This is a genomic window from Roseovarius sp. MMSF_3350 (genome assembly GCF_030733425.1).
Taxonomy (GTDB): Bacteria; Pseudomonadota; Alphaproteobacteria; order Rhodobacterales; family Rhodobacteraceae; genus Roseovarius.
Genome location: NZ_JASHIZ010000024.1, coordinates 26993 through 53802, shown reverse-complemented (window position 1 = coordinate 53802; position 26810 = coordinate 26993). Strand labels below are relative to the sequence as shown.

The 26810-nt window shown below is 65.4% G+C and carries 20 protein-coding genes; 8 read left to right on the top strand and 12 right to left on the bottom strand.

Going from position 1 to position 26810, the window contains the following annotated elements:
- Window positions 1-33 precede the first annotated feature (33 nt).
- Complete coding sequence (locus RBB31_RS18455) at window positions 34-495, bottom strand: hypothetical protein (protein WP_306130730.1); 462 nt, start codon at window positions 493-495, stop codon at window positions 34-36.
- On the opposite strand from RBB31_RS18455, the gene RBB31_RS20615 reads away from it, so the two are divergent.
- Together RBB31_RS20615 and RBB31_RS18450 are read left to right on the top strand one after the other, a co-directional pair.
- On the top strand, window positions 418-582 hold the full coding sequence (locus RBB31_RS20615; RefSeq protein WP_371931347.1) for a helix-turn-helix domain-containing protein: 165 nt from the start codon (window positions 418-420) through the stop codon (window positions 580-582). The two genes, RBB31_RS18455 and RBB31_RS20615, sit on opposite strands and share 78 nt — an antisense overlap.
- Before the next feature lie 118 nt (window positions 583-700).
- Window positions 701-1936: a DUF2235 domain-containing protein gene (locus tag RBB31_RS18450; protein WP_306130729.1), complete on the top strand. Its 1236-nt coding sequence runs from the start codon at window positions 701-703 to the stop codon at window positions 1934-1936.
- Window positions 1937-2254: 318 nt separating this feature from the next.
- On the opposite strand, the gene RBB31_RS18445 is transcribed toward RBB31_RS18450, so the two are convergent.
- Both RBB31_RS18445 and RBB31_RS18440 read right to left on the bottom strand, forming a co-directional pair.
- A complete protein-coding gene (locus tag RBB31_RS18445; RefSeq protein ID WP_306130728.1) occupies window positions 2255-3478 on the bottom strand; it encodes a PD-(D/E)XK nuclease family protein in 1224 nt (407 codons plus the stop codon).
- Between the two features lie 319 nt (window positions 3479-3797).
- Window positions 3798-5030, bottom strand: a complete 1233-nt coding sequence (locus RBB31_RS18440) for a hypothetical protein (protein WP_306130727.1) — start codon at window positions 5028-5030, stop codon at window positions 3798-3800.
- A gap of 216 nt (window positions 5031-5246) precedes the next feature.
- On the opposite strand from RBB31_RS18440, the gene RBB31_RS18435 reads away from it, so the two are divergent.
- Complete coding sequence (locus tag RBB31_RS18435) at window positions 5247-6077, top strand: transglycosylase SLT domain-containing protein (RefSeq protein WP_306130726.1); 831 nt, start codon at window positions 5247-5249, stop codon at window positions 6075-6077.
- On the opposite strand, the gene RBB31_RS18430 is transcribed toward RBB31_RS18435, so the two are convergent.
- Entirely contained in the window at window positions 6067-6288 is a 222-nt protein-coding gene (locus RBB31_RS18430) for a hypothetical protein (RefSeq protein ID WP_306130725.1), read from the bottom strand. The two genes, RBB31_RS18435 and RBB31_RS18430, sit on opposite strands and share 11 nt — an antisense overlap.
- 27 nt (window positions 6289-6315) lie before the next feature.
- On the bottom strand, window positions 6316-8868 hold the full coding sequence (gene pepN / locus RBB31_RS18425; protein WP_306130724.1) for an aminopeptidase N: 2553 nt from the start codon (window positions 8866-8868) through the stop codon (window positions 6316-6318).
- Window positions 8869-9165: 297 nt separating this feature from the next.
- On the opposite strand from pepN, the gene RBB31_RS18420 reads away from it, so the two are divergent.
- The gene (locus RBB31_RS18420; protein ID WP_306130723.1) at window positions 9166-9942 is read left to right on the top strand and encodes a gamma-glutamyl-gamma-aminobutyrate hydrolase family protein; all 777 of its coding nucleotides are present in this window, start codon (window positions 9166-9168) and stop codon (window positions 9940-9942) included.
- A gap of 39 nt (window positions 9943-9981) precedes the next feature.
- Here the strand turns inward: RBB31_RS18420 and RBB31_RS18415 are convergent, their stop codons facing one another.
- The 4 genes from RBB31_RS18415 to RBB31_RS18400 form a co-directional block, all read right to left on the bottom strand.
- Window positions 9982-13638: a Hint domain-containing protein gene (locus RBB31_RS18415; RefSeq protein WP_306130722.1), complete on the bottom strand. Its 3657-nt coding sequence runs from the start codon at window positions 13636-13638 to the stop codon at window positions 9982-9984.
- A 214-nt stretch (window positions 13639-13852) separates the two neighbouring features.
- On the bottom strand, window positions 13853-16678 hold the full coding sequence (locus RBB31_RS18410) for a Hint domain-containing protein (RefSeq protein WP_306130721.1): 2826 nt from the start codon (window positions 16676-16678) through the stop codon (window positions 13853-13855).
- A 180-nt stretch (window positions 16679-16858) separates the two neighbouring features.
- Window positions 16859-17215, bottom strand: coding sequence for an MmcQ/YjbR family DNA-binding protein (locus RBB31_RS18405; RefSeq protein ID WP_371931345.1), 357 nt, complete (start codon window positions 17213-17215; stop codon window positions 16859-16861).
- 2 nt (window positions 17216-17217) lie between these two features.
- A complete protein-coding gene (locus RBB31_RS18400; protein ID WP_306130720.1) occupies window positions 17218-17973 on the bottom strand; it encodes an SDR family NAD(P)-dependent oxidoreductase in 756 nt (251 codons plus the stop codon).
- 318 nt (window positions 17974-18291) lie between these two features.
- Here RBB31_RS18400 and RBB31_RS18395 point away from each other — a divergent pair, with 318 nt between their 5' ends.
- The 4 genes from RBB31_RS18395 to RBB31_RS18380 all read left to right on the top strand — a co-directional run bounded on the left by RBB31_RS18395 (window position 18292) and on the right by RBB31_RS18380 (window position 24387).
- On the top strand, window positions 18292-19866 hold the full coding sequence (locus tag RBB31_RS18395) for a Re/Si-specific NAD(P)(+) transhydrogenase subunit alpha (RefSeq protein WP_306130719.1): 1575 nt from the start codon (window positions 18292-18294) through the stop codon (window positions 19864-19866).
- A gap of 14 nt (window positions 19867-19880) precedes the next feature.
- Window positions 19881-21365: an NAD(P)(+) transhydrogenase (Re/Si-specific) subunit beta gene (locus RBB31_RS18390; protein WP_306130718.1), complete on the top strand. Its 1485-nt coding sequence runs from the start codon at window positions 19881-19883 to the stop codon at window positions 21363-21365.
- A 329-nt stretch (window positions 21366-21694) separates the two neighbouring features.
- Complete coding sequence (locus tag RBB31_RS18385) at window positions 21695-22975, top strand: DUF3422 family protein (protein ID WP_306130717.1); 1281 nt, start codon at window positions 21695-21697, stop codon at window positions 22973-22975.
- Window positions 22976-23112: 137 nt separating this feature from the next.
- On the top strand, window positions 23113-24387 hold the full coding sequence (locus RBB31_RS18380; protein ID WP_306130716.1) for an MFS transporter: 1275 nt from the start codon (window positions 23113-23115) through the stop codon (window positions 24385-24387).
- Between the two features lie 217 nt (window positions 24388-24604).
- Here RBB31_RS18380 and nusB read toward each other — a convergent pair whose 3' ends face one another.
- The 3 genes from nusB to ribB are packed head-to-tail and all read right to left on the bottom strand — an operon-like array spanning window position 24605 to window position 26773.
- Window positions 24605-25078, bottom strand: a complete 474-nt coding sequence (nusB, locus tag RBB31_RS18375) for a transcription antitermination factor NusB (protein ID WP_306130715.1) — start codon at window positions 25076-25078, stop codon at window positions 24605-24607.
- Entirely contained in the window at window positions 25075-25617 is a 543-nt protein-coding gene (locus tag RBB31_RS18370; protein WP_306130714.1) for a 6,7-dimethyl-8-ribityllumazine synthase, read from the bottom strand. The genes nusB and RBB31_RS18370 overlap by 4 nt, the downstream gene beginning before the upstream one ends.
- Before the next feature lie 4 nt (window positions 25618-25621).
- On the bottom strand, window positions 25622-26773 hold the full coding sequence (gene ribB / locus RBB31_RS18365) for a 3,4-dihydroxy-2-butanone-4-phosphate synthase (RefSeq protein WP_306130713.1): 1152 nt from the start codon (window positions 26771-26773) through the stop codon (window positions 25622-25624).
- Between the last annotated feature and the right edge of the window lie 37 nt (window positions 26774-26810).

Genomic DNA, 26810 nt, shown 5'->3' with positions numbered 1-26810 from the left:
TCTGCACCGATGCCCGCGGCGGGGAACGGCGCGTTATTCGGGATGCGACGGCTGCACGGGTGGCACCTGGGCCTGCCAGAGGGCGTGGAAATCGGGCAGGCCGAGGGTGGCGACGGTTTCGAGGTCGGGTCCGAGGATTTCGTAGATCACGCCGTCGCTGCCGCGATTGCTGAACCAGGCGATGCAGTCGATGTCGCCGCCGCCTTCGCTGTGCGGGGGGCCGCCGGCCGGTTTCTCGACGAAGCTGAGGGTGGGGCGGATCTCGGTCAGGGTGCCGTCCGCGTCATAGAGATGCAGCTCTCCCTGCAGGATGAGGATGCTGTAATCGGCGTGGTGCCGGCGCAGAAGGATGCGCTGGTTGGCCGAGAACTTGAGCAGCAGGTCGACGATACGGGCGTCGGGGTCGACCTTGAGGATATGGTACCAGACGTGCTCGATCCCTTCGAGCGTGTGACCGATATCGCGCAGCGGCTGGGTTACAGCGACGCGGCGCATTTCAGCCGCGCGTTCCGCCGCTGGACCGGGACGACGCCATCGGATGTCCGCGCCCGGGCCGCCGGGCTGCTGAGTGGGCCGCACTGACGGGACTGTCGCGGGCGGCGCGCTTGGCACCGGATTGGTTGAGAGTTAAGGTGGTGGCATTGCTTTCAGGTTGTGCCGGCTTTTCCGGCGATACGTCATTTCGAGAAAGGCCTTTGCCATGCCGAAGAACATCATCCTGCTGTGTGACGGAACGTCGAACGAGATCGCGCGAAACCGGACCAATATCCTGCGGCTTTATGGCTGTCTGAAGAAGGACGAGGAGCAGCTGGTGTTCTACGACCCCGGGGTGGGAACTTTCGGGGCCGAGAACGCCTGGTTGTCCTTCTGGCGCAGGGCGGTGGAGGTCTGGGGGCTGATCACCGGCTGGGGGCTGGATGCCAACGTGAAGGAGGCGTATCGCTTTCTCGTCGAGAATTACGATGACGGCACACGCGAGAACGTGGCCGACGAGGCGCCGGACCGTATCTACATCATCGGGTTCAGCCGGGGGGCCTATACGGCGCGGGTGCTGGCGGGGTTCATCCATGCGCTGGGGCTGATCGAGGCGCGCAACCTGAACCTTCTGAATTACGCTTACCGGGCCTACAAGAATATCGGTCAGGCGACGGGGCGGGACGTGACCGACGCGCGCGAGCCCGAGCGCAACCCTTTTGCCGAGGTGCGCCTGTTCGAGCGGATGTTGCGGCCGCGGCGGCCCGCGATCCGGGCGCTGGGCCTGTTCGATACTGTGGGATCGGTGATCGAGTGGAGCGCGCGGTTGCCGCGCATTCGCAATCACGCGCATGTGTCCGAGAACCCGTCGGTGCGGTCGGTGCGCCACGCGCTGGCGATCGACGAGCGGCGCACGATGTACCTGCCGACGCCCTGGCCGGAGGGCGGTGAATACTGGGGCGGCGCGGTCCGGCCCCGCGACGAGAGCAAGATCGCGCCGCAGGACGTGGACGAGGTATGGTTTTCCGGCGTGCATGGCGACGTGGGGGGAGGCTATCCGGAGAAGCGCAGTCAATTGGCGAAATTTCCGCTGGCCTGGATGATCGACGAGCTGCGCCCGCTGGGGGTGCGGTTCAAGGAGGGCACTGTGCGGCGGCTGGTTCTGGGCGAAGATGATGAGGGGCGGTACGTGGGACCGGACCCGCTGGCGCCGCATAACGTGTCGATGAAGGGGATCTGGAGGGTGGTGGAGTTCCTGCCCTTCTACAAGACGCGCTACAGCCTGAGCCGGCGCAAGACGTTCCTGGGGTTTTACCTGCCGCTCTGCGAGTACCGGCACATTCCCGAGGGCGCGCGGGTGCATGCCTCGGTTTTCGTCCGGCGTGGGACGAAGGCGGATTATCCGCAGCCGAATATCCCGGTGGATCATGTGGTCGTGGGGGAGGCGGAGGGGGACGCCTGACGGAGGCGAGCGTCAGCCCCTGCGGTGGCGATCCGACGGCAATTCGGAAGCACTTTATGCCTGCAAAACACATCCTCAGAAGGGTCGTTGTGCCCAGCCTCGCCAAATTGCCAGCCCGAGGGAGGGGCTGACGATGGCCGGGCCGCTGCGCGGCTGTTAACCGGCTGGGGGCTCGATACAGATGTCGCACAAGGGCTCGAACTAGTCATTCGCTGCAGTAAAGATGAATGGCCGAAATGCGGACGGAGCGGAAATCTCTTCAATAAGCAACAATGTCCGATTCAGTGGATCGTTTAACAAATTGCTGTTTTGGACAGGTCAACAGTCCGACGTATGGATGATCTCAGCAAGACGTATCATGTCGGCTGTCATTTTCTTCACATCGTCATGTTCCACAATTTCGCCATTGGTCTCGATCAGGAGACGCGCGATGAACTCCTGCGACCAGGCTGACGTTGGAGCGCTCTGATACCATGGCCACCAATTGCTACTTGAACCATTGGCTAAATCTTGCAGCCCTTCCTCAAAGCCCTCGCGATCATGGCAAACATAATTCGGCTCTCGTTCTGCCTCTGGGGTTCCGGGCTTGAGCGCTTGTATCCCGTATATGACGTCGCAAGCCCCTTTTTTCTGTGCTTCTATCGCGAGGACACAGTTTTTCGGCCATGAAGGGTCTCGCATAGCCCACGAATCCTTATCCACATCAATCGATACGGACAGCTCGCCTTCTTCCCTTTCAAGATCAGGGTATGTCTTCCTCAAAATAGTCCAGAAATGTTGTCCGATCTCGTCAATAACTTCGCACCTAATACTATCACTTGCCAGCATTACTGCTCCGATGGCCTTCCGATCTCTACGTCGCTTGAGGCGCGCGAGCACTTCCTCAGCATAGGGTTCGAGTTCGTCCGTCATTTCTTCTCCTCCTAAATGTCGCGCAATCCAATCGTGAAAATCTTTTACGAACGCCCGGCTGCGGGTCGAACGGATCTCGCCGTCAACTTCTCTCAACATGCCGGACAGCGAAGGAAGATCTTCACCCCAGTCGTAAAAGCGTAAAATGTTTGTGTGATTTTTTGCCGTCTCTGGATCACTATCGGAAAGGAACACGAGGCAAGGTGTACGACGATCACCAGCCCGCTCAACCAGATCGGTGTGATAGTCGATTAGCTGACTTTCCCCCTGTCCTGCAAAAGGCTTGTTCTCGATCCCAATCAAAGAGTTGGGAGTCTCAATCAAAATGTCTATCCGCCGCTTGTGCTTCGTCAGGAATTCGCGCTGAACACGGATTGCATCTCGCACATGAACCTCCGGTTGCTTAATTGCGCGCAGCATTGCGTTCAGGAAAAGTGTGCCCTGACCGTGCGTGCCTCGAGGATCGAGAAGATCAGAAATTACATAGCTAAGAGTGGTTTCTTTGGTGCCAAGCAACTCGAATGCCGAAAGACGAGGCGAGCCATAGCGCTCCGCGCCAAGACGCTCTGCATCGCACCGTGGCATTTCACTCGCAAGCGCGTTCAGAAAATCGTCAATTAAGTTTGCCATGGGAATTCCGCTCGCATATCGGTCTCAAATGCCCTTTTGCAAGCAAGGTGAACTTGCCCCGCTTCACAATTTTTCTACAACAATTCAAATTGAAGCCCACGTTGTTACCCTTGGCAATGACGTGGCACGTCTTGCGGAAGGTGATTGATGAACGTTCTTGGTCCCATCTAATTGCCGCCATTCGTTGCATCGCAGAATATCGGTCGACTGGGCTCGCACCGGACATTCGCTGCGGTAGAGATGAATGACCGACCGGACGAAGCGGACGTCATTTTCCGACGGCGGGCTTCGGCCTTGTTCCGCACGGGCGCTTTGTGGCTCAAAGCGCGGGCAGGCGGTACATGCCCTGACGCGAGAAGGCGAGCGAGGAGCCGTCGGCGATGTGGCCCGCGAAGCGCGCGGCGATGATGCGCAGGGCGGTCTGGCGGCCCTTGGCGATCAGCGCGCGGCGCGACGGCAGAAGCGGCGCATGGCCCGGCATGAGCAGGGTCTGGGACCATATGAGCGGATGCAATTCCTGAAGGTGACGTTCGAGGATCCAGTCGACGCAATCGTGGATCTCGGCCCTCGTGCGGTCGGCATGGGGCGAGAGCACCCGGTTGCCCGCGCCGGGGGCCATGGCGATGGCGCAGAAGGCGGCAAGCAGGTTGATGATGTGCTGGTCGTCCTTGCGGGCGAGGATGTCGCGCAGCCCTTCGACGAAGAAACCGGGCTCCAGCAGGTCGAGCGCGCGCGGCTCGAGCGCCAGGGCGTCGAGATAGGCCCAGGTGTAGGCCCCGGCGCCCCAGGTGTCCTGGCTTCGGGCGGCGAGGCGGCGGGCGACGACCTCGAGCGCGTTCACCCCGCCGGCATAGGGCGGCAGTATGTGGCGGCCGAGCGCACGGATGTGGCGGTGGCCGTCAGCGTCGAGCGCGATCAGCGCCTCGTACTCCTCGGCCACGCGGCGGCCGCGCTTGTCGCAGGCGGCGATGAGCGCGCAGCGGGCGGCGGCGACCGAGGGCGCGTCGATGGCAGCGCCGTCGTAAGGTTCCAGTATGACTTCGGCACTGGCGATGTGACCGGCGATGGCGCGGGCGGCGGTGGCCGGGTCGTCGCGGGCGGCGATGTTGCGCCAGGCCCAGGCAATGTCGATATGCGCCAGCGCCACGACGAGGGCGGTGGGGTAGTCGCCGGGCATCTCGTCGAGCGCCTCCTCCAGCGCCTCGATCGCCTCGGGCGCGGGGGGCTGGCCGTCATGCAGGGCATCCTCGGCGGCGGCGACGATATCGCTGCGCGCCCCGGCGGCCAGCAGCAGCGAAGCGCTTTCGCCTCCCGGGGTGGCGAGGCGGGTATGGTCGGCGTACCGGATCTTTTCCGACAGGGTGCCCCACGCCTCCTGCCGGGCGAGCTGCATGCCGCGGTCCTGGTGGGTGGCGCGGGCCATTTCCTCGTCCGAGACGGGCAGGGAAGGCAGGATGATGCGCTTGGCCAGGGAATCGATGTCCTCGGTCGAGCGGCGCGGCGGCGCATCGGCCCGCGCGGATCCGGCGCGCGGTGCGAACCACCGGAGCAAGCCGCGCGGCGGCTTGGCGGATGGGGGGCGGGGCGCGTCCGTGCGCGCGCTGTCGTGTCTGGACTGTCGTGCCATACCTCGGCCTGCTCGTTATGTCTGAGGTCACGGTGACCGGCCAATCCGGCCAAAAAAGGGCAGGGACGCGGAGACAAGTGGGAATCTGCCCATCGCCGCAACAGTCTTGATTTGCCCCGGGGTTCGGGGCAGACTGCGCCGATGCTCAGGATCGCTGCCATTGTGATATGCCTGTGCTTTCAGTCACTTGCCGCGGCCGAGGAGGACGGCGTGGTGCTGAGGGACGGAGTGGTGACACGGGTGTCGCCGCCCGCGCGCGACGGCAATGTTCCGCGCACGCGGTGGGAGCATGTGGGCGAGTCCAGGCTGTGGACGCGGGCGGCGTTGGCGGCGCTGAAGGATCACGGAAAGCCGCTGACCGACATCGTGCCGCACGACATCGATGAGTGGTGCCCGGCCTATCCCGACGCCAGCCCGGCGCAGAGGCGCGCGTTCTGGGTGGGGTTCCTGTCGGCGCTGGTCAAGCACGAGAGCACCTATCGGTCCTACGCCGTGGGCGGGGGCGGGCGGTGGTACGGGCTGACGCAGATCCTGCCGTCGACGGCACGGCTGTACGGCTGCCGGGCGCGCAGCGGGGGCGAGCTGAAGCATGGGCCGACGAACCTGAGCTGCGCGATCCGCATCATGGCCAAGACCGTAAAGCGGGACGGCGTGGTGTCGCGCGGGATGCGTGGCGTGGCCGCCGACTGGGGACCATTGCACAGCAGCAGCAAGCGGCAGGACATGATGGCGTGGATCCGTCGGCAGACCTATTGCCGGCCGATGAGCAGCGTGCGCCCGAGGCTGCGGCCCGCGGACCTGGTGGTGGTGCGGACGCTGCCCGAGCCCGAGCCCGAGCCGGAGGCGGTCGGGACCGAGCCCGTGGTGCAGGACCTGCCGGATGTTGTCGGAAGCGCAGCGGCGCCGGCAAAGGAAGTGCCGGCGTCGGCAGATGCCGCGCCGGAGCCAGAGCCGATCCCGGTCAGCGAGTAGGTCCGGATAACCTGATGCGGAAGGCGCGGCGGATCACTTCGAGCGCGGTGGGCTGCCCGGCGTCGAGATCGCCCTGTCCGGTCTGCGCCGTGACGGTGACGACGCCGATGAGGCCGAGGATGTTGTGGATCCCTTGCGACGAAGTGCGAACAGTAGTCGAGCGGCCCTGCACGGAGGCGATTTGCAGGGGTGCTTGATCTGTCAGTCGCAACGTGGCCGGAAAGATTCTGTCGCCGGGTCAGCTTCCCCGAATGCGGGTCACCATTTCGGTCGTGTCGGGGCTGAGCTCGGGCGTGGAAAGGATGCGGTCGAGCTGGGCCTTGATGAGACCCTGGCGGGTGTCGTCATAGCGCCGCCACGTCTCGAAGGCCGAGCACATCCGCGCGGTGGTTTGCGGATTGAGGGGATCGAGTTTGATCAGCCAGTCGGCCAGAAGGTCGTAGCCCGCACCGGAGACATGATGGAAGCCCGCCGCGTTCATCGTGAGCGCGCCCAGGGTGGCGCGGAAGCGGTTGGGGTTTTTCATCGTGAAATCGGGATGTTCGGTGAGGCGTTCCGCGGTCGCCACGGCATCCTCGGGCGCGGCGTGGACGACCTGCATCATGAACCACTTGTCAATCACGAGGCGGTCGTGCTGCCACTGGTCATAGAAGGTTTGCGTGGCCGCCGCGCCCTTGCCGGCCTGGAGCAGGCAGGAAAAGGCGGCAAGCTGCTGGGTCATGTTATCGGCGGTATCGAACTGCTTTTGCGCCTGTGCGCCGCCGTCGAGCCGGTTGATAAGGCTGAGCGCGCCGTTGGCCAGCGACCGGGCGCCCGATTGTTCGGCATCGGGCCGGTAGGGTTCGGACACCTGGAACTGGGCGTAAAGGCGCGTGGCGGTGTCCTGCATCCGCTCGGCGCGGGCGTGGCGCAGGGTCTCGATGGCGTCCCAGATGGCCTGCGGGTCGGGGGTGGTGCCGGTGTCGAAAAGCGTCTGGGCGAGGTCGTCCTGGCTGGGCAGGCCGAGGGCCAAGGCGCGGAAGGCCGGGTCGAGGCTGTCGTCGCGGGCCATGGTGTGCACGGCGTCGATATAGGCCTCGTCGGGGGCGGCGCCGTCGCGGATCATGGCGATGAGGGCGTCGCGGGCAAGGTCGCGGCCCGCTTCCCACTTGTTGAAGGGGTCGGTGTCGTGCGCGAGCAGGAAGGCGCGTTCGGCGTTGGTGGTTTCGCGCTCGACGATCACCGGCGCAGAGAAGCCGCGGAGGATGGAGGGGATGGGTTTCGACGACAGGCCGTCGAAGGTAAAGCTTTGTTTTGCTTCCGTCATTTCGAGTACCTTGGTGGGCTGCACCTCGTCGCCGTTGGGCGACAGCAGGCCGACCGCGATGGGGATGACGCGGGGCGGCTTGTCGTCCTGTCCCGGGGTGGGGGGCGTGTGCTGCTCAAAAGTGAGGGTATAGCTGCCGTCCGAGAAATCGTCCGTGACCGAGAGGCGGGGGGTGCCGGCGTCCTCGTACCAGCGTTTGAACTGGGATAGGTCGCGCCCGGTGGTGTCCTCGAACACCTTCAGCCAATCCTCGATCGTGGCGGCGTCGCCGTCATGACGCTCGAAGTAGAGGTCTAGGGCCTTGTAGTAGGACTCGTCGCCGACCAGCGTTTTGAGCATCCCGATCAGCTCGGCGCCTTTTTCGTAGACGGTGGCGGTGTAGAAATTGTTGATCTCGACAAAGCTGGCGGGGCGGACGGGGTGTGCGAGAGGGCCGTTGTCCTCGCGAAATTGCCGCGCGCGCAGGGTGATGACGTCGTCGATGCGCTTGACGGGTTCCGAGCGCATGTCGGCGGTGAACTGGGCGTCGCGGAAGACGGTCAGGCCCTCCTTGAGGCAAAGCTGGAACCAGTCGCGACAGGTGATGCGGTTGCCGGTCCAGTTGTGGAAATATTCATGCGCGATGATCGCCTCGATCCGCTGGAAATTCATGTCGGTCGAGGTTTCCGGGCTGGCCAGCACGGCGGAGGAGTTGAAGATGTTCAGCCCCTTGTTTTCCATCGCGCCCATGTTGAAATCGTCGACCGCGACGATGTTGAAGATATCGAGGTCGTATTCGCGGCCATAGACGTCTTCGTCCCATTTCATGGATTTCTTGAGGGCCTCCATGCCGAAGGCGCATTTGTGTTCGTCGCCGGGGCGGACCCAGATGTTGAGCTCCACCTCCTTGCCGGATTTCGTGGTGAACGTGTCGGGGTGGTTGACCAGATCGCCGGCCACCAGCGCGAAGAGATAGGCCGGTTTGGGCCAGGGATCGTGCCATTCGGCGAAGCCGTCACCCGTATTGCCGGGGTTGCCGTTGGAGAGCTTGATTTTCTCTTCGCCCTCGATGCGGACGTCGAAGGTGGCCATCACGTCGGGGCGGTCGGGGTAATAGGTGATCTTGCGAAAACCCTCGGCCTCGCACTGGGTGCAGTACATGCCGTTCGACATGTAGAGACCTTCGAGCGCGGTGTTGCCCGCGGGCGCGATCTCGACCTCGGCCTCGAAGGTGAAGGGGGCGTCGGGGGCGGGGACGGTGAGGCCGCGCGACGTGACCTCGGGCGTGACCTCGTCGCCGTCGATGCGGGCGGAAACGAGCGTCAACTGTTCGCCGTCGAGGCGCAGGGGGCCGCCGGAGCCGTCGGGGTTGGGGCGAAAGGATATCCGGCTGAGAACGCGGGTCTTTTCCGGGTCGAGACGGAAGGTGAGCGAGACATGGTCCACCAGATGCGCGGGGGGCGTGTAATCAGCCAGGTAGATCGGCTGTGGGGCGGCGTCTTTCATCGCGTGTCTCTCCGTCTGAGAAGGTTCGTGCGGAGGGTAGGGCGATGCGAAAGGGGAGGCAACGTGGAAACGGGGGTGCAGGTACAGACGGACGCCCCCAGCCCCCCGGCGCCGGGATGCGAAGTGGCGCCCGCGAGGGTCTGGTGCCTCCGCCTGCGCCCTGAAACTAGGCGATGGGACTTGGGAAATGGTTAACAGGGCGGCAAATTTGCAGTCTCGCTTGTGCGCCTGTTGAGGTTTTCTTATTGGTTCGGGATATTATCCTTAAGTCGCAACGACAGCAGGTGAAGGATAGACATGACGCGTCCCGTTATCGGCATTATCGGCAACAGTTATTCCATCGACGACCGCTATCCCGTGCACGCGGTGGGGCGGATGAATTCCGAGGCGGTGTCGGAAGTGTCCGACTGTATTCCCATGCTGGTGGCAAGCGACCCCGCGCTGGTAAGCGTCGAGGAGTTGATGGAGATCTGCGACGGTTTCGTGCTGACCGGGGGGCGGCCCAACATCCACCCCGAGGAGTATGGCGAGGCGCCCACCGAGGCGCATGGCGCCTTCGACCGCGAGCGCGATGCGCTGACCCTGCCTCTGGTGCGGGCCTGCGTGGCCAAGGGGCAGCCGATCCTGGGGATCTGCCGGGGGTTCCAGGAGGTGAACGTGGCGCTGGGCGGCACGCTGCACCCGGAGATCCGCGAGCTGCCGGGGCGGGACAACCACCGGATGCCGCCCGACGGCACGCTGGAGGAACGGTTCGCGCTGCGCCACGAGGTGAGCTTTGTCGAAGGCGGGGTGTTTCACCGGCTGATGGGATCGCAGAAGGTGATGACCAACACGCTGCACGGGCAGGGAATCATCCGGGAAGGCAAGGGCGTCGTGATCGACGGTTGTGCCCCCGATGGCACCCCTGAGGCCGTCTACATCGAAGGCGCGGCCGGCTTTGCGCTAGCGGTGCAGTGGCACCCGGAGTGGAACGCAGCGAACGATCCGGTGAGCCGGTGCCTGTTCGAGGCACTGGGCGATGCGGCGCGCGCGTGGCAGGCAGGTGAGCGGGGGCCAGCGCTGCGCTCGGCCTGAGGCGGGAAGCCTGCTGACGGCGCAAGACGGCAGCTTGGCTCAGTAATGCGGGCCGTCGGTATCTTCGATCAGCAGGGCGGCCTCGTGTTTCTTGAGGCAGGTGCGGGCGGTTTCCAGGTGATGGCCGGGGGCCGTGCGCAGTTCTGGGAAGAGGGCGAACAGCTCTTCTCGCGCGGCCTCTTCGATGGCATCGAGGCCGACATCGCCGGCGTGAAAGCTTTCGGTGGCGAAGCCTTCGGCGTAGATGACCTCGTGGTGGTCGAACATCAGGTGGATATAGGTGACCTCGTCGCAGGGCTGGCGCAGGACGTCGCGCCCGTCGACAAGGAGCTTGGCGGGCACCAGCACCTCGGACTCGCCGAAGAGAAGCTCGGCGCGGTAGCCGGTGTAGAGGATGCGGTGCTGGGGTGAGACCAGCAGCCCCTTGCGCGTGGGATCGAGCGCATTGGCGCCGACGCGGATGGGGGCGAAGCGGCCGTGGCCCCGGACGGTGCGCGCGCCCACCCAGCGGATCGGGCGCAGGCCCTGGTCGCGGGTGACGACCATGTCGCCCACCTGAAGCGTCTCGACGGGGCGGTCGCCGTGACTGGTGAGGATCATCGTGCCGGGGGTGAAGCAGATGATGTTCTCGATCTCGGAGAAGGTGACGGGCGTGCCGTCGGCCATGGTGAAGCTGCCCGACATGCCGGTGCCGGGATCGCTGTCGGAGAATGTGATGTCGTTGCGGCCCACGTCCGGGGTGAGGATCAGCGTGTCACCATTGGCCTCTTCGCCTTCGCCACCCGTGATGGAGATGGCGGCGTTGCCGGTGCCGGTGGTGTCGAGGTCTCGAAGCGTGAAGGTGTCGTCGCCGTCGCCCCCGGCAACGGTATCGCCCTGATCGACGGTGAGGCTGTCATTGCCGGCACCCCCGTCGACGCTGTCGGCACCGTCGCCGCCGTCGATGCTGTCGTCGCCGTCGCCGCCGGAGATGACGTCGTCGTCCAGACCGCCGTCGAGCACGTCGTGGCCCTGGCCGCCCGAGATGGTGTCGTCGTCGTCCTGGCCGAAGATGGTGTCGTCGCCGTCGCCGCCGAGGATGCTGTCGGCGTGGTCGTCGGGGTTCTGGTCGGTGCCGTCGTTGGGCAGGTTGTAGAGCGGGTAGTACGGGTAGAGCGGGTTGGAGGCCGAGATGTCGCCGTAGATGAGGTCGTTCCCGGTGCCGCCGTCGATGGTGTCGCGCCCGGCGTTGCCCTCGATTTCGTCGGCGCCGGCGTCGCCGGTGATGTTGTCGGCGTCAAAGCCCGCGTCGATGGTGTCGTTGCCCGCGCCGCCGGTGATGACGTCGTTGTCGTCGCCGGTCAGGATCCTGTCATTGCCGTCGCCGCCATCAACGATGTCGCGGTCGTCGAAGGGGTCGCTGTCGGCGGCGTAATTCAGGCCGGGATTGGCCGGGTCGTTGTAACCTGTGTCGGGCAGTCCGTAGCCGTTGCCGCCGCGGGCATCCAGCAGGTCGTTGCCGTCTCCGCCCAGCAGGCTGTCGCTGCCGTCGCGCCCGTAGATCGTATCGTTGCCCGCACCAGCCACAACGGTGTCGTCGCCCGCGCCCGCCTCGACCCGGTCAGCGTCGGTTCCCGCAGCATTGTCGCCGGCGTCGATAGCGTCGCCCTCGGGGTCGCCGGTATAGGTGGCGTCGATGCTGTCGGCGCCGGACGTGCCCTCGACGATTTCGTCGGGGGCGGGGACGCCCATGGCGGCGAGAGCGTCCGCGTCGGTGACATCGGCGGGGGCAATGCCGACAAGGGTGATGCTGTCGCCGTTGGGCAGGGACAGGAGCGCGTTGCCGAAGCCGTCGTCGCCGACGGTGATGTCGCGGGTGTTGATCTGGTTGCCTGCCGCGTCGGTGGCGCCGGAGAGGTCGAGCTGATCGCGGCCGGTGAATGTGCCGTCGCCATTGTCGACGGGGCCTTCGAAGCCGGCGATGATGTCGGCGCCGTCGCCATCGGAAAAGGCCAGCGTGTCGGGCGCGCCGTCATGCGCCCCGAGGTCGATGGTGTCGCCGCCGCCACCACCCGCGACCCGGTCGGCGCCGGTGCCCGCCTCAATGTGATCTGCGCCGCTGCCGCCGGTGATCGTGTCATCGCCGTCCGCGCCGAAGAGGCCGAGACCGGCGCTGTCGGCGGAGGCATCGAGGCTGTCGTCGCCCGTGCCGGTGAAGACGTTCTCGACCTCGGTGAAGGAGAGCGTGTCGGTGCCATCGGTGAGGGTGCCGGCCTCGCTGCCGGACAGGGTCAGGGTGACCGGGCCGGAGAGGCCGCTGCCGTCGATCGTGTCGCTGTCGCTGCCGGTGGTGACGCCCTCGCCGCCGGTGATCAAATCGTTGCCGAAGCCATCGGCGATCAGAAACCTATCCGCGTCCGAGCCGCCCGAGACGGTGTCTGCGCCGGTGCCGGCATGGATGGTGTCGGCGCCGCTGCCGCCGGTGGCGGTATCGTCGCCCGCACCGGTGAAGATCACGTCGTCGCCGCTGCCGCCGGTGACGGAGTCGGCTGCGCCCGCGGCCTCTGTCGTGGCGTGAAGCGAGACGGAATCGATGGAGGCACCCTCGGAATCGGTGGCGCCCGCGCCACGGAACTCGAGCGTGCCGGTGCCGTCGCCGGAGGCGCCGGTCACGTGGTAGGTGTAGGTCTGCCAGTTGCCGTCGGGAGGATCGATGCTGTCGAGCAGTTCGCCGTTCCAGTAGACGTCGACAGTGTTGTCGAGCGCGGTGCCATCGTTGCCGTCGGATTTGTCGCCGATATCGAAGCTGAGCTGGTAGACGTCGTTGGGCTGGAGTCCGGCAACGGTCTGCGAGATCGCCAGCTGCTGGCCCCCGCCTCCTTCCATGTCGAGCCAGTTCGCGCCGTCCGTGGCGGAAAGGCCGCCGCGCCCGTCGTTGTGATAATCGACGCTGTTGCCGCCGCTGTCGGTCCAGCCGGGAATGCTGCCGCCGGTGCCCTGATGGCCGAAGGAGGCCGCCGTCATGCCGGTGGTGTCCTCGAACGAGCCGTTGACGATCAGGTTGGGGCCGGTGGCGGTGAAGTCGTCCGACGCGATACGGTCGTTCCCGGCGCCCCCCGAGATCGTGTCGGCCCCGGCGCCGCCCTGGATGTGGTCGGTTCCGGCCTCGCCATCCAGCCGGTCATTCCCGGTGCCGCCAAGCAGCGTGTCGTCACCGGCGGTGCCGAAGACGGTATCGTTGCCCGCGCCGGCGTCGACGCGGCTGCCGGTAGAGGTGGAGTTGATGCCCGCGGCGTCGTCGATCCGGTCGTCGCCGTCGCCGCCATGTACCGTGTCGGCACCGTCGCCGTAGAATATGGTGTCGTTGCCGCCGCCAGCGTCGATCGTGTCGTCGCCCGCGCCTGTGGTGATGCTTTCGGCCGCGGCATCGCCGGTGATCGCCTGATCGCCGCCGCCGAAGCCGAGCGTCGCGAAATAGTCCCACAGCGTGCCGCCGCCCAAAGTGGCGTCGGAACTGCCGCCGTAGCCGGCCTCGGCCACGGTGAAGGTCGTGGCGCCGTCGGTCAGCGTGACCGTGCCGGTGGCCTTGTCGACGATCACGTCGAAATTCGAGGCAAGGCCGGAGAAATCGAGCGTGTGGCCGCCCGACGCCTCGCTGATCGATGCCCAGAAGAGCGGGTCGTTCCAGTTGGCCGCGGTGACGGTATACGTGGTCATGGCGCAAGCCGCACCTGCGCGCGCGATGCGTCGCACGAGGCCCTTTGACGGGGGCGTTTGTTGACCCTTGTCACCATTGTCACTGCTCGATTCGGTTTGTCTGTGCCGGTTCGTTCACTGGCCGACGCTGGACACGACACTAGGATCCGGGCTTGACGGGAATTCGGGCGGAATGTGGCGAGACTTGGATATTCCGTTAAAATTTAAGGCGTTATCACGCGACCATGGCCAGCGCCGTGCGGGGTTCGACCAACAGGCGTGCCTCGTGGGCGCGCAGGCACATGCGGGCGGTGTCGCCATAGGCCGAAAGGTCGCCGCGCAGGTGCGGGAAGACACGGAACATATCCTCGCGCGAGGCATCCGAGAGCGCGCCGATGCCGACATCTGCGGCGTGGAAGCTTTCGGTGGCGGCCCCTTCGGCATAGACCACCTCGTGCCGGTCGAGCATCATGTGGAAATAGGTCACCAGCCGGCGTTCGGCGATGCGCACGTCGATCCCGTCGACCAGGTGCTTGGCGGCCACGAGAACCTCGCTTTCGCCAAAGAGAAGCTGGGCACGGTAGCCCGAGAACAGGAGCCGGTGCTGTGGCGAGACCAGGAGCGGGCGGCGGGCGCCGTCCATTATGGTGGAATTGATGGCGATGGGCGCGAACTTGCCGCGGCCGATGACGGTGCGGTGGCCGAGCCAGCGGATGGGCTGGGGACCGCTGTCGCGGGTGATCACGAGGTCGCCCGGGCGCAGGGTTTCGATGGGGCGCTCGCCCTGGGGTGTCAGGATGCGGGTGCCGGGGGTGAAACAGATGATGTTCTCGATTTCCGAGAAGTTCACGACGGTGCCGTCGGGCAGCACGAAGGTGCCAGAGAGGCCGCCGGTGTCGTCATCGGTGTTGGAGAAGGTGATGTCGTTACGGCTGACATCGGGCGTCAGGCGCAGCGTGTCGCCATTGGTCTCGCCGCCCTCGCCGCCGACGATGGTGATGGTGCCGGAACCGGCCTCGCCCAGGTCGCCCAGCACGAAGAGGTCGTCGCCATCACCGCCAAAGGCGATATCGCCCTCGGCCAGGTACATCTCGTCATCGCCGAGCCCGCCGTAGAGGCTGTCGGCGCCGGTGCCGCCGATCAGCGTGTCATTTCCGGCGCCGCCGAAGATGACATCGTTGCCGGCACCGCCACTCAGGCTGTCGTCGCCGCCAGACGCGACGCGCGGCCCAATGACCTGGCTGCTGCTGGCAAGGGCCTCGGTTGTGCCGCTCGGGCTGGTGACCTGCCCGGAGATGACTTCGGCCCCGGCGTTTTCCCAGTGCCGGACCTCGATGGTGTATATGCGTCCCGCTTCCAGTTCGACGGTGCCCGACCGGGTTGTCGCGCCCTGGTGGAAGTCGTTGTTCATGAAATCGGCCGTGCTGCCGCCCTGGTTGGTGAAGGTCAGGGGGTCGCCGTTTTCATCCAGCAGCCGGATGGTCGAACCGTCGTCCGAGGTTGTCGAGAACGTGTAGGTTCCGTTTTGGGACGCCAGGAACTGCGAGGTGTAGATCACACCGAAATCATTGGCGTCGCCGGTCGTGCCACGGGCGTCGTGCACGAGCGTGGCCGAATTGAAGCCATTCGATTGACCCGAGCCGACAAGCGTTCCCGATTCAATGTTGAAGGCCTGACCGTTGGCGGCCGTGAAATCGTAGTTGTAGACCTGATAGTCCCACTGCCCCGCGACCGGCGCCTCGTCGCCGTAGATGACATCGTTGCCGTCGCCGCCCGTGACGGTGTCGGAGCCGCCCTCGGCATAGATCGTGTCGTTCCCGGTGCCACCGTCGATGCTGTCGTCGCCGGGGGCGCCGTCGCCGAGCCGGTAGTCGGCATCGAGCCGGTTGGCGCCGATGGTCGCGCTGGCGTTGTCGACGCCGTTGAGCGTGATCGACTGGATCGGCTTGCTGGTGAGTATCGCGTTGTCGGCGTTGTTGGTGAGTTCGGGCAGCATGAAGACGTCGCCGCTGGTAGTCTGGACGACCACGGCGGTGAAATTCTCGGACAGCCCGTCGGTGAAGGTGACGGTGGCGTTGTAGACCATGCCGGAATCGATCTGGTAGGTCGTGCCGCCGATGACGATGTTCTCGGGCGTCTGGCTGTTGTCGTTGTCCTGCAGCGTGCCGTCGCTGTTGCTGTCGAAGGTCTGGGCGTCGAGGAACTGCTGGAAGAGCGGGTTGCCCGCGTCGCCGTAGCTGCCCAGCAGGTTGGCGGCGTTCTCGCTGGCGGTGTTGGTTTCGGTCGGATCCACATCGGGGGCCGAGCCGAGGCTGATGACGGTGAAGTTGCTGCCCACGGTGTTGGTACCGCCGGAGGAACTGCTCTCGCGCGGGTCGCTGTCGCCGTAGATGAGATCGTTGCCGGAGCCGCCGAGGATGGTGTCGTTGCCCGAGCCGCCATAGACGGTGTCGTTGGCCAGCCCTGCCACGACGCTGTCATTGCCGGCGCCGGCATGGATGAGGTCGGCGTTGAGGCCCGCGCCGGTGCCGTCGCCGCCATCGGCCACGTCGCCCTGGGGGTCGCCGGTATAGGTGCCGTCGATGGTGTCGTCGCCTTCGGTGCCGTCGACGATCTGGTCGGTGTAGTCCTGCGCGCTGAAGGCGATGTCGCCCGCCGCGGCGTTGGGGTTGCTGTCGTAGGCCTGCACCTGGTAGCTGCGCCCGGCCACCAGCGGCACCTCGGACAGGGTATAGAGCCCGGCGGCGGCGCCGTTCTCGACATCGAACTGGATGACCTGGAAGGTCTGGCCGGTGACGGTATCGCGCAGGGTCCAGACAAGCTCGGCATCGACTGTGGTGTTGACCGATGTGTTGTTGCCCAGGGTGACGGTCGCGGTTGCGGTTTCACCGCCGGCGCTGTCGTCGTCGAGGGTGAATTCCTGGATGCCGGGTTCGTTGTCGGTGATGGTGGCGCGCCCCGCGGCGGCGCCGGGTCCGCCCCAGGTGAAGGTGCTGCCCGTGCCGGTAGGGATGTTGCCCGCCGGGTTGTAATTGTAGAAATTGACCGTGTACGTGGCCATGTTTTCCTGCCTCTTTGTCCGGTGGATCCGAGGTCTCTGGCCGCGTGACCCATGGGCGCGTTTCGACTGCTCGCGCGCCCTTTGTTTCCGGAATGGATACAGAGCGTCCGTGGCCGGAAGACGGGAAGTTTCAGGCGAATTTTAGATGAATTGAGGCAATTTGCTGACGTGGTCGGGGGCTCAGAGGCCCAGGTCCGCCCGTTTCTTGCGGGTGAGACCGGCCAGGACCATGTCGTAGGAGGCCTTGATATGCTCGCGAAGGCTGTCGTCGGACAGGCCCGGATCCGCGTGGACCTGCAACCATTTCATCCCGCGTGAGGCGAGGTAGGGCGCCGGGCGGATGCCTGGCTGATCCTGCAGAACCTCAAAGGCGATGTCGGAGGCCTTGAAGGTGTAGGCGTCGTGCCCGTCGTTCCAGCCGGCGATGGCAAAGACCTTGCCGCCGACTTTCCAGACGTCGGCGTTGCCCCATTGCACGACATGGGTGCTGGCGGGAAGCGACGCGCAGAAGTCCATGAACGCGTCGCGGGGCAGCATTGTCAGACCTGGCCGCCGGCGATTTCGATGGTCTGGCCGTTGACGCTTTCGGACCCCGGACCGCAAAGCCAGGTGACGGCGGCGGCGACCTCTTCGGGGGCGATCAGGCGCTTGTGGCGGTTGGCGTCCACCATCATCGAACGGGCGGTGTCGGCATCGACCCCGGCGCGGGCGCTGATGGCGTCGACGTTGCGGGTGATGATGTCGGTATCGACATAGCCAGGGCAGACCGCGTTGAAGGTGAAGGCGCTGCCCATGTAATCCTCGGAAAGCGCGCGAACGAGGCCGATAAGCCCGTGCTTGGAGGCGGAATAGGCGGCGGCGCCCTTGAGACCGCGCAGGCCCGCGATGGAGGAGATCGCCACCACGCGGCCCCAGTCGGTGGTTTTCATCGAGGCCATCGCGCTGCGGATGGTCCAGAACGCGCCGTCGAGATTGGTGGCCATGGTGCGGTGCCAGAAATCGGTGTCGGTCTTCGACAGGCTGCGGCCTTCGGCGATGCCGGCATTGGGCACGCAGACCTGGATGGGCCCGCGTTCGGCGACCGAGGCGGCGATGCCTTCGACCACGCTGGCCTCGTCGCGTACGTCCATGACTTGTGGATGCAGGCCGTGGGCGCCGGCGGCCTCGTTCAGAACTTCGGCGCGGCGACCGGTAATGGTGACGGTGGCGCCGCTGTCCTGCAGGGCGCGGGCGATGGCGAGACCGATGCCGGTGCCTCCGCCGGTGACGAGGGCGTGTTTTTTTGTGAGCGTCATGAGCGCAACTGTGCCGCAGGGCGCGCGGGTTGCCAAGAGCCGGTTTGGAAGGGCTGGCAAGGCCGTCTGGTATACCCTATACCAGTTTTCGGGCGATTCCGAACATACGGCCCGGAGAGACCGGCTGCGACGAAAGTTTCGAATGAATTTTGCGCAATACTATGGAAAGACACGATGGTGATTTGACAGGATGCGACAATCGCTACATTCCAAGCGGGTAAAATTTGTGTGATAAGCCGTGCCCGACCCTTAGGGTACAGAAAACGACAGGCCGAGAGGCCGCCACATGTGACCGTCAGAAAACGGGGGGAGTGAAAGTTGAAGATCGGAACACCAAAAGAGGTGATGGAAGGTGAGGCGCGCGTTGCGATGACGCCGGACTCGGCCTTGCAACTTCAGAAACTGGGCCATGAGTGCGCCATCGAGACCGGCGCGGGAGAGCGTGCGGGTTTCACGGATGCGGATTACAAGGAGGCCGGTGTCGAGATCATCAAGTCGCCGGCGGCCCTTTGGAAAGCCTGTGACATCATTGCCAAGGTCCGCGTCCCCACGGATACCGAGGTCAAGCGCCTGACCAAGGGCCAGACCCTTATTTCCTTCTTCAACCCTGGCGGGAACGAAGAGCAGATGAAGATCGCCGCCGAAAAAGGCGCGACCGTCATCGCGATGGAAGCGGTGCCGCGGATTTCCCGTGCACAGAAGATGGATGCGCTGTCGTCCATGGCCAACATCGCGGGCTACCGTGCCGTGATCGAGGCGGGCAACAATTTCGGCCGGTTCTTCACCGGCCAGGTGACGGCCGCGGGCAAGGTGCCGCCGGCCAAGGTTCTGGTGGTCGGCGCGGGCGTCGCGGGTCTTGCCGCGATCGGCACCTCGACCAGCCTGGGCGCGATCACCTATGCGTTCGACGTGCGCCCCGAAGTGGCCGAGCAGATCGAATCGATGGGCGCCGAGTTCGTCTTCCTGGATTTCGAGGAGGAGCAGCAGGATGGCTCGTCCACCGGCGGGTACGCCGCGCCGTCCAGCCCCGAGTTCCAGGAAAAGCAGCTGGAAAAATTCCGCGAGATGGCGCCCGACATGGACATCGTCATTACCACGGCCCTGATCCCGAACCGGCCCGCGCCGGTCCTGTGGACCAAGGACATGGTCGAGATGATGAAGAACGGCTCGGTCATCGTGGACCTGGCCGCCGAGCGGGGCGGCAACTGCGAGTTGACGCAGAAGGACGAGAAGATCGTCACCGACAACGGCGTGACGATCGTGGGCTACACCGACTTCCCCAGCCGGATGGCGACGCAGTCCTCGACGCTTTATGCGACCAACATCCGTCACATGATGACCGACCTGACGCCCGAGAAGGACGGCAAGGTCGATCACAACATGGAAGATGACGTGATCCGGGGCGCGACGGTGACGCACGGGGGCGAGATCACCTATCCGCCGCCACCGCCGAAAGTGTCCGCCATCGCGGCCGCCCCGAAGAAGGAAAAGCCCAAGGAACTGACGCCGGAAGAGAAGAAGGCGCAGGAAGTGGCGGCCTTCAAGAAGCAGACGATGAACCAGGTGACCCTGCTGGGTATCGGCGCGTTCCTGGTGCTGTTGGTCGGCACCGTGGCGCCGGCGAGCTTCATGCAGCACTTCATCGTCTTCGTGCTGTCGGTGTTCATCGGGTTCCAGGTGATCTGGGGCGTGGCGCACAGCCTGCACACGCCGCTGATGGCGGTGACGAATGCGATTTCGTCGATCATCATCCTGGGGGCGCTGACGCAGATCGGCTCGACCTCCTACCTCATCACGCTGCTGGCCGGTCTTGGTATCTTCATGGCGGCGATCAACATTTTCGGCGGCTTCCTGGTGACACGGCGCATGCTCGCCATGTTCCAGAAATCGTAAGGGGGTAAGGGACGATGGATTTCGGATTTACCATTGCGGCCTATGCGGTCGCGGCAGTTCTCTTCATCCTCAGCCTGGGCGGTCTGTCGGGGCAGGAAAGCGCGAAACGCGCGGTGTGGTATGGCATTGCCGGCATGGCGATTGCCGTGCTGGCGACGCTGATCGGTCCCGGTGCCGGGCTGTGGCTGGTGTCGCTGATCATGATCGCCGGCGGCGCGGTGGTGGGCTATCAGCTGGCCACCAAGGTGCAGATGACACAGATGCCGGAACTGGTGGCGATCATGCACAGCCTCGTGGGTCTCGCGGCGGTGTTCGTGGGATTCAACGCGGATATCGAACTGGGGCGCGTCGCCGCCGAGTTCGCCGAGGCGGGGCTTCGCTTCCCGCGGCCCGAGGAGGTGACGGCGGAAGGCGTGGCCTTTGCCAAGCAGTTCAGCGGGTTCGCCGCGATCGTCGCCAAGAAGACGGCGGTGGAAGTGACCATCCTCAAGGTCGAGCTGGTGCTGGGCATCTGGATCGGCGCGGTGACCTTCACCGGATCGGTGATTGCCTATGGCAAGCTGGCGGGCAAGGTCGATAGCGCGGCCAAGAAGCTGCCGGGCGGGCATATCCTGAACGCCGCCGCGGCGGCCCTGTCGCTGGTGCTGGCGATCATGTACCTGAGCGGGTCGGGCAGCTGGACGCTGGTCGTGCTGACGCTGCTGGCTCTCTTCATCGGCTATCACCTGATCATGGGGATCGGCGGCGCGGACATGCCCGTGGTGGTCTCGATGCTGAACAGCTATTCCGGCTGGGCGGCGGCGGCCATCGGCTTCAGCCTGGGCAACGACCTCTTGATCGTGGTGGGCGCGCTGGTGGGCTCGTCGGGTGCGATCCTGAGCTACATCATGTGCAAGGCGATGAACCGGTCCTTCGTCAGCGTGATCCTGGGGGGCTTCGGCGGTTCCAGCGGTCCGGCGGCGGAAGTCGAGGGCGAACAGGTGCCGATCGACGCCGACGGCGTGGCCAATGCGCTGAACGAAGCCGACAGCGTGATCATCGTGCCGGGCTATGGCATGGCGGTGGCGCAGGCGCAGCAGGCGGTCAGCGAGTTGACCAACAAGCTGCGGGCGCAGGGCAAGTCCGTGCGGTTCGCCATCCACCCCGTGGCGGGGCGTCTGCCGGGGCACATGAACGTGCTGCTGGCCGAGGCCAAGGTGCCCTATGACATCGTGCTGGAGATGGACGAGATCAACGAGGATTTCCCCGATACCGACGTGGTGATCGTAATCGGCTCGAACGACATCGTGAACCCGGCGGCACAGGACGACCCCAACAGCCCCATCGCCGGCATGCCGGTGCTGGAGGTCTGGAAGGCCAAGAATGTGTTCGTGTCCAAGCGCGGGCAGGGGACGGGCTATTCCGGCATCGAGAACCCGCTGTTCTTCAAGGACAACACGCGGATGTTCTATGGCGACGCCAAGGACAGCGTGACGGCGCTGTTGTCGAAGATCGGGTAAGGCCCGGTTGGATGGAATTGGAGAGGGCCCGCCGGCTGGCGGGCCTTTTTCGTCGGGGCCGAGGCGGAGGTCCCGGATCAGGTCCGGGTCGGATGGTTTGGGAGGTGTTGCGTGACTTGGGACGCCGGCCCGCGTGGGTTTCACCCACCCTACGAGGGTCGCTTGATTTCACGCGACGGGATGGATGATGATGCAGGTGCCATTGAAGATGGCTAAATTTGCGCCAGTATACGGCTGCATTCCGCTAAGTCATTGAAAGTGCGTTTCAATCTATTTTCATCGCCGGGCCGTATCGTTAGAGTGCCGGGACCTGCCAGGACGCGAGAGCCATGCCGCCCATTGAAGACCACCCCCTGCGCTTCGAGTTGTCGAACGAGCTGCACGCGCGACCCTTTCCCAACCTGAGCGCGCCGGCGACGGGGATATTCCTGGCGATCAAGCGGGTCGAGGGGGCGGCGGGCCGGGATCGGGACGATGACCTGACCCACCTGACGGCGCTGCTGGATCGCTATGGCGCGGCGCATCCCAAGCCGGGCGCCTCGCATTATTCCGGCGACATCGGCAAGCACCACCTGAAATGGGAGCAGCATACCGAGTTCGTGACCTATACCGCGTTCCGGGACGGGGTCAGCGACCGGCCGTTCGATCCGGCGGAGTTCGAGGTGTTTCCTGCCGACTGGCTGGAGGCGGCACCGGGGCACCGGATGACCTCGGCCATCGTGCGGATCGAGACGCGCAAGGACGAGGACACGGTGCGGCAGAACATCCACGACTGGTTCGTCGCCGACAGCGTGGCGGTGGCGCGGGTGCTGGATGACAGCGCCATCGTCGCGGGTGATTTCAGAATCGATCCGGCGGGGCACCTGCGGTTCATGGTCAATGCCTCGGAAGAGATCGGCACGCGGCGGATGGGGCGCGTGGTGCAGCGTCTGTTCGAGATCGAGACCTACAAGACCATGTCGATGCTGGGCTTTGCCCGGGTGGGCGAGATGCGCCCCGATATGGGCGCGCTGGAAGAGCGGTTGACGCACCTGATCAGCAACATGCCGGGCGGATCGGTGGCCGCGGAGGACACGCTGGATGATCTGCTGGAGATCTCGGCCAAGCTGGAGGGGATGGTGGCGCGGTCGTCCTATCGGTTCGGGGCGACCTCGGCGTACGAGCAGATCGTGAAGCAGCGGATCGACGTGCTGCGCGAGGAGCGGTTCAACGGGCGGCAGACCTTCGGCGAGTTCATGATGCGGCGCTATGATCCGGCGATGCGCACGGTTCTGTCGACCAAGGAACGGCTGGACGCGATGTCGGACCGGGCGATGCGGGCAGGCGAGCTCTTGCGGACGCGGGTGGACGTGGAGCGCAGCGCGCAGAACCAGGACGTGCTGGAGAGCATGAACCGGCGGGCGGACATGCAACTGCGGCTGCAACGCACGGTCGAGGGGCTGTCGGTGGTGGCGATCAGTTATTACGCGGTGTCGCTGGCGGGGTATCTTCTCTACCCGCTGACCGAGCCGACGGGGCTGTCGAAGGAGATGCTGACGGCGATCGTGGCGCTGCCGGTGGTGGTGGCGGTGTGGTGGATGATCAAGCGGGTGCGCGAGAAGCTGGATTAGGGTCCGCGTGGGTTTTCACCCACCCTACGGTGCCGCGGGGGGACACCAAAGCGGCGTCGGTGGGATGGCGGCGGTGGGTGACCCTGGCAGGAGTGCCGGCAGGGTCGAGAGGCCGGCGAATCGAAAAGGGGCACGCGATGTTTCAGGCTTTTGCGGGGATCTGGGCGCTGCTGATCGGAATCGTGCTGATCATGCTGGGCAACGGGATGCATTTCACGCTGATCGGTCTGCGCGGGGATATCGAGGGGTTTTCCTCGGCCGAGCTGGCGGTGGTGACCTCGGGCTATTTCGTGGGGTTCTTGCTGGGCGCGCGCTATGCGCCGCGGCTGATCCGGCGGGTCGGGCACGTGCGGGTCTTTGCCGCCCTGGGCAGCTTCATGTCGGCGGGCCTCATTGCCTTTCCGCTGCTGACCGAACCCTGGGCTTGGACATTGCTGCGCGTTCTGATCGGGTTTGCCATGTCGGGCATTTACGTGACCGCGGAAAGCTGGCTGAACAACGCGGCGACGAACGAGACGCGGGGCAAGGTTCTGTCGGCCTACATGATCGCGCAGACGCTGGGCATCATCGGGGCGCAGGGGCTTTTGAACCTGGGCGAGACGGCGGGGGCGTCGCTGTTCATCGGGGCGTCGATCCTGGTGTCGGTGTCGTTCGCGCCAATCCTTCTGTCGGTGACGCCGGTGCCGGCGGCGGAGGTGATCCGCGCGATGCCGTTGCGGGAGCTGTTCACCGGCTCGCCGCTGGGCACGGTGGGGATATTCCTGCTGGGCAGTCTTTACGCCACGCAATCGGGGATGGGCGCGGTATATGGCGCGCAGATCGGGATGGGCAAGGGCGAAATTGCGCTCTTCATCGCGATGCTGTTCGGGGGCGCGCTGGTGCTGCAATATCCCATCGGGTGGCTGTCGGACCGGATCGACCGGCGCAGGGTGATCTTCGGTGCGGCGGCGCTGGGGGCCGCGTTCTGCCTGCTGGGTTGGGCCATGGGCGGGACATTCTGGCCGCTGATGGCCGCGGCGTTCCTGACGGGCGGTGTGACGACGCCGCTGTATTCGCTGCTGCTGGCCTATACCAACGACTATCTGCCGGTCGAGGACATGGCGGCGGCGTCGGGCGGGCTGGTGCTGACCTTCGGGATCGGGGCCATCCTGGGCCCGCTGGCGGCGGGCTGGGTGATGGACGTGGTGGGGCCGGCGGCGTTCTGGCTGGTGCTGGCGGCGGCGTTCGCGGCGATTGCGGCCTATGCCGCCTACCGGATGACGAAACGGGCCGCGACGCCGGTGGACGAGACCGAGAGTTACCTGGGCGTGCTGCCGGCCTCTTCGGCCTTCGTGGTCGAGGCGGCGGGCGCGTGGTCGGCGGAGCAGGGGGAAGACGGGGACGAGGAGCGGGCGCGCGCACAGGTGGGGTGAAACCCCACCCTACGTTAGCCATCGAGGTCCGAGATCATGTTCGGGACGGCGGAGAGCGTGGATTGGAACGCTTGGGCTCTCGTCTGGCGCGCCATGTGGTGGGCTGAAGAGGGTCACGCGTGAGGCGCTGGGTGAGGTGGGGTGAAACCCCGCCCTACGCCTTGGTTCGAGGTCCCGGATCGCGTCCGGGACGGCGGAGGGCGCGGCTTGGGATGGCTCAGAACGCCTCGGGCTTTGCCTCGCGCGCCATGTGGTCGAGCACCGCGTTGACGAAGCTGCCTTCCTTGCCTTCGGGATAGAAGCTGCGGGCGATGTCGACGAATTCGTTGATGACGACCTTCACGGGCGCTTCGCCTTCGAGGAACTCGGCCCCGGCGGCGCGGAAGAGAGCGCGCAGGGTGGGGTCGATGCGGGCGATGGGCCATTTGGCCACCAGGGCGCGGTCGGTCATCTGGTCGATCTTCGACTGCCAGTTGACGGCCTGTTCGACCAGCTTGCGAAAGAGGTCGATATCGCCGTCGGCCATCTCGATGCCATCCTCGAATTCCTGCCCGAAGCGGAAATCGAGGAACTCGCGGATGATCTTCTCGTAGGACTGGCTGGAATGTTCCATCTGGAACAGGGCCTGCACGGCGTAGAGCCGCGCGGCGGAGCGCATCTTGCGTTTCTGGTTTCCGGAAAGTTCGGTCATGCGGTGGGGTTGTCCTTGATCTCGCCTGCGAGCCTCAGTTCCTCGGCGTCGGGCATGAAGCCGACGCCCTTGCGGGTGCCCCATTTGCGGGTGAGCGCAACGAGGTGCAGGGCGGCGGCGGCGGCGCCTGCGCCCTTGTTCATTTGGTCGGGGGCGGCGCGCTCGACGGCCTGGTCGCGGTTTTCGACCGTGAGGATGCCGTTGCCGATGCAGAGGCCCTGGAGCCCCAGCAGGGTGATGCCGCGGCTGGAATCGTTGCACACGGTCTCGTAATGCGTGGTGGCGCCGCGGATGACGCAGCCAAGCGCCACGTAGCCGTCGAAGTTCGACAGGCGCTCGGCGATGCCGATGGAGGTGGGGATTTCCAGTGCGCCGGGGACCTCGATGAGGTCGTAAGTGGCGCCGGAGGCTTCGATCTCGGCGCGGGCGCCTTCGATCATCATGTCGGCGATGTCGCGGTAGAAGGGGGCGACCACGATCAGCAGTTTCACCGGCTTGTCGAACGTGGCGCGGGGCAGGGTGTATTCGGATCCGGCCATGGCGTTATCCTTCGCTGAGGGGGTGCGTGCCGACGATGCTGATGCCATAGGCGTCAAGCCCGAGATAGCGGGTCTTGGGGCTGTCGGTCACGAGGATGAGTTCGTGCAGGCCCATCGTTGACATGATCTGGGCGCCCAGGCCCGTCTGCTTGATGGTGCGCGGCGTGTCGTCCTCTTCCATTTCCGAGGCGAGCGAGGGCCGGGGCTGACGGAAGAGGAACACGGCACCGCGGCCTTCGCGGGCGATGATGTTCATGGCGCGGGGCAGCTTGCCGGTGGGGCCTTCGGATTTGGCGTCAAGGCCGATGCCCAGCACGTCCTCGAGCGCGTTGAGCGCGTGGGTGCGGGCGAGCACGGGCTTGCCGTCGGTGATATCGCCCTTGGACAGCACGACATGCTCGGTATCGGTGATCTGGTCGGCGAAGATCCGCATGTCCCATTCGCCGCCATGAGACGACGTGACCGTCTCGCGCCGAACCTCGCGGATGAGGTTGTCGTGCTTGTGGCGATAGGCGATGAGGTCGGAGATGGTGCCGATCTTCATGACGTGCGCCCGCGCGAATTCCACGAGGTCGGGCAGGCGGGCCATGGTGCCGTCGTCCTTCATGATCTCGCAGATCACGCCGGACGGGTTGAGGCCGGCGAGGCGCGAGATGTCGACGGCGGCTTCGGTATGGCCGGCGCGGACGAGTACGCCGCCGTTGCGCGCGCGCAGCGGAAAGACGTGCCCCGGCGTGGCGATATGCGCTTGGGTGTTCTGTTCGTTGATCGCGGTGGCGATGGTCAGCGCCCGGTCGGCGGCGGAGATGCCGGTGCTGACGCCCTCGCGGGCCTCGATGCTGACGGTGAAGGCGGTTTCGTGGCGGGACGAATTGTTGACGGCCATCATGGGCAGGCCGAGGCGGTCGATCCTTTGCGCCGTCATGGGCAGGCAGATGAGACCGCGGCCATGGGTGGCCATGAAGTTGATCACCTCGGGCGTGGCGAATTCGGCGGGGATCACCAGGTCGCCCTCGTTCTCGCGGTCCTCGTGGTCTACGAGGATGAAGATGCGGCCCGCGCGCGCCTCGGCGATGATCTCTTCGGTGGGAGAGATCGCGGAGCGCAGTTCGGCCTCGACGGGACCGGGTTTTTCGAAGGCTTGGGTTTCGGACATCTGGCGCCTCTGGGGTTACAGGCCCGCCAGATAGCGC